1 protein-coding gene is annotated in these 268 nt (G+C 45.1%); it reads right to left on the bottom strand.

Annotated elements, in window-relative coordinates:
* Positions 1 to 268 (bottom strand): SecDF P1 head subdomain-containing protein (locus AAEY68_RS21155; RefSeq protein ID WP_502935719.1); only part of this gene is annotated, 268 nt, incomplete at both ends.

The following is a 268-nucleotide window of genomic DNA, read 5'->3' as shown; positions in this document are numbered from 1 at the left end:
ACCCATACCTAACATTAGGGCGGCTAAGCCGTTACTTATATTTTCGCTGCCTAAGCTTGGCCCTATGGTTTGTTCGTGCACTATAGTAACCGGCGCACTTAACGAGCCTGCACGTAACAATAGCGCTAAGTCGGCCGCGGCTTGTGGGCTTTGCATATTGGTTATGCTAAAACGCGAACTTAAGTGCTGAGCAATATTGGCTACATTAATAACCTCACTCTTTTTAACTACCTCTCCTTTAGCATTTTGCGAATACTCTGAGTAAACC

It is taken from the genome of Pseudoalteromonas sp. RB2-MNA-CIBAN-0110 (genome assembly GCF_040309305.1).
GTDB classification, from domain to species: Bacteria; Pseudomonadota; Gammaproteobacteria; order Enterobacterales; family Alteromonadaceae; genus Pseudoalteromonas; species Pseudoalteromonas arctica.
This window is presented reverse-complemented; position numbering and strand designations above follow the sequence as displayed.